This window comes from Rubrimonas sp. (genome assembly GCF_036788415.1).
GTDB lineage: Bacteria > Pseudomonadota > Alphaproteobacteria > Rhodobacterales > Rhodobacteraceae > Rubrimonas.
In genome coordinates this window covers 1-2553 of sequence record NZ_DAIQNN010000213.1, presented here as the reverse complement: position 1 = coordinate 2553, position 2553 = coordinate 1, and the positions used below count along the sequence as shown (strand labels likewise).

The following is a 2553-nucleotide window of genomic DNA, read 5'->3' as shown; positions in this document are numbered from 1 at the left end:
GCGGTCGTCGAACCGGCGGTCGCCGCGATGAAGATCGCGGGGCGGGCGGGCAGGGGAGGGGCTCTGTTCGCGCCGCTCGCCCGGCGGCGAACCCCGGGCGGCGAGCGGACTGTCGAGCACCTGCGCGGCTTCTACGCCGATCTCGCCGCAGGGTGTGCGGAGGCGCTGATCGCGCTCGAGCGGATGCAGGCTTGGCAGGGCCGAGCCGACGAGGCGGTCGCGGACCTCTCGGGGCGCACGCCCCGCCGGCTGGTCGCGCTGCTCGCCGCGCGCGTCGCTGTCTCTGCGCAGGATGCCGCCGATGCGGCTGGCGTCTCGGTCTCGGCGGCGCAGCGCAATTTCATCCTGCTCGCCGATCGCGGCGTCGCCCGCGAGATCACCGGGCAGGGGCGGTTCAGGATGTGGGTCTTGCGGGCATGATCGCCGCCAGACCGATCCCTCCAGTTGGCTTCGGAGAACCGGTGGCCTTCCACAGAAACTTGGTTACGGCTGTGCCTTCGGCGCGATCGCCGTTTCAGGAAGCGCCGCGCGCAGAAAGCGAACCGCGTTCCGGCCTGCAATGTCGCGTAAGGTTGCGTCGCAGGCGGTTGGACCGAGATTTTGGCACCACGTCGACTCGGCGAGCCGCGACAGCGTCAGGGGCACTCCCCGAACATCGCGCGGCACTCGCACAGCGCCATCGAGGTCGATCCCGAGCGCGAGAGTTCGGAGAGCGGCCTCGGGTTCTCCCGCAGCCTCCGCAAGTGAAAGAGCATGCGCATAGGCGCCATCGATCCTCGCGTCGAGAACCTGAACACCCGAGCCTCGGGCACACAAGGCACGGTCCCACTGGATAATGCCAAACGGCACGCCTGCGAGCATGAGCCGGGTGACGGTGTCATCGTCGAGGTTGCGGTCGTTCCAGAGACAGCCTGGCTGTCGTACACCGCCATGAGACATCACCAGTCGAGGGGGATCGTCTCCGCCCTCTCTGTGCCGCTCCCAAAGGTCAAGCGTGGCGTTCACAGCAGCAGCAGACATATGGGCGACGTCCACGATGATGCCGCGCGCGAACATCGCCTCTACAGCGCGGTCGCCTCGGCCTGGAACAAGGCCAACAGGCGCCACCATGCCGTCGGGCAGGAGCGGATAGGCGATGGTGACGCGCGCGATGAGGCGGAAGGCGGCGCGCAGCTCGCCTGAGGCCAGCAGGCTCCGCGCCTTCTGGAGCTCCGCGATCTCGGCGCGGAAGCGTGCGCGGATAGCAGTGAGCGCGGCCTCGGGCGCCTGCTCGCGACGGGTGACGGCGTCGGCGATGAAGTCGCGGATGGAGAAGTCCTGCGCGCCGCCGGCGGTCTGCGGCAGGAACCGCAGCGCCTGAGTGTAGACCGACATGGTGGCGTCGACGTCCTGCCCCGAGCGGTGGTCGCCCTCGTAGTGCTTGGCCGCGGCGGTGCGCGCGAGAAGCTTCGCCTTGTCCTTGCGGTCCATCACCAGCGCGCAGGTGAGGAGCCCGAGGAGCGAGCGGTCGGGCATGCGCCAGATGCGCGTCAGCAGCGTCGCGAAGAGGTCCTGCGCGCCGCTGTGGAAGAAGTTGTTTGCGCCCTCCACGCTCGGGATCAGCGACTTCGCCATGCGGTAGGCGTCGGCGATGTCGCGCATCTCCGCCCAGGGGCTCCAGTCGGGCGAGCGCGCATCGAGCGGATTGAGCAGCACGTCGCCCCGGCTCTCATCATGGAACTCGGCGGTGAAGTCGCCCACCTTGTCGAACACGATGGCGATGTCGCCGCGCCGGCGGACCTCGCGCAGCATGCGCTTCATGGTGAGCGACTTTCCGGTCTGGGGTTACTGGCCCGAAGCTGCATTTTTGGCCATTTGGGGGAACAGATGGTGATCACGATGGGTGGATTGACAATCCTGCGCCGCGCGCTCGTGATCGAGGAACATAGCCACGGCGGGGGTAAGGACGGTGTGGAAGGATTCCCTCGCAGCGCAATGGGCTCTGTCGTTTGCCGAGATGGCATTCATCGAAGCGTCGCCCCGAGCCACCCGCCTCGGTTTTGCGACACAGCTTAAGTTCTTTCAGATAAACAGCTATCTGCCCACTGCATGGGAAGAGATCGACGCTGATGCACAAGACTGGCTGGCCGAGCAGTTGGGTGTGGCCGTCAACTCGGCCCTTGAGTATCGCTTCGAGAGCCGGACTGGCCGACGCCATGGTGCGGAGATCAAGCGTCATCTCGGTTTGCGGCGCCTGACCGACGCTGACCGGACCGCGCTCGGCGTCTGGATCACTGAGAAGCTGTGCCCGACAGGGCTTTTGCTGAGCGACATGCTTGAGGCCGCGCTGGCAAAATGCCGGGAGGACGGCCTGTGGGTGGCCTCGCGCAAGGTGATGGAGCGCCTTGTACGCTCGGAGCGGCGCCGTTTCACCGACACCACTTTGGCGCGGGTGACGGCGATGTTGCCACAGGAAACAATCGAGCGGTTGGAACTGCTTCTCGCCCAACCCGAGGATGGGCTCGGTTTCCACACCCTGAAACATGATGTTGGCTCGGCAACACGCGAGAACGT

1 protein-coding gene and 2 pseudogenes are annotated in these 2553 nt (G+C 66.7%); 2 read left to right on the top strand and 1 reads right to left on the bottom strand.

Translation table 11 applies throughout. From position 1 onward, the window contains the following. A pseudogene (locus tag V7Q31_RS18690) lies at positions 1-420 on the top strand (helix-turn-helix domain-containing protein); the annotation flags it as partial. Positions 421-483: 63 nt separating this feature from the next. On the opposite strand, the pseudogene V7Q31_RS18685 reads toward V7Q31_RS18690, so the two are convergent. Then, positions 484-1806, bottom strand: a pseudogene (locus tag V7Q31_RS18685) (type IV secretion system DNA-binding domain-containing protein); the annotation flags it as partial. A gap of 142 nt (positions 1807-1948) precedes the next feature. Here V7Q31_RS18685 and V7Q31_RS18680 point away from each other — a divergent pair. After that, positions 1949-2553 (top strand): DUF4158 domain-containing protein (locus tag V7Q31_RS18680; RefSeq protein WP_333835343.1); only part of this gene is annotated, 605 nt, incomplete at its 3' end.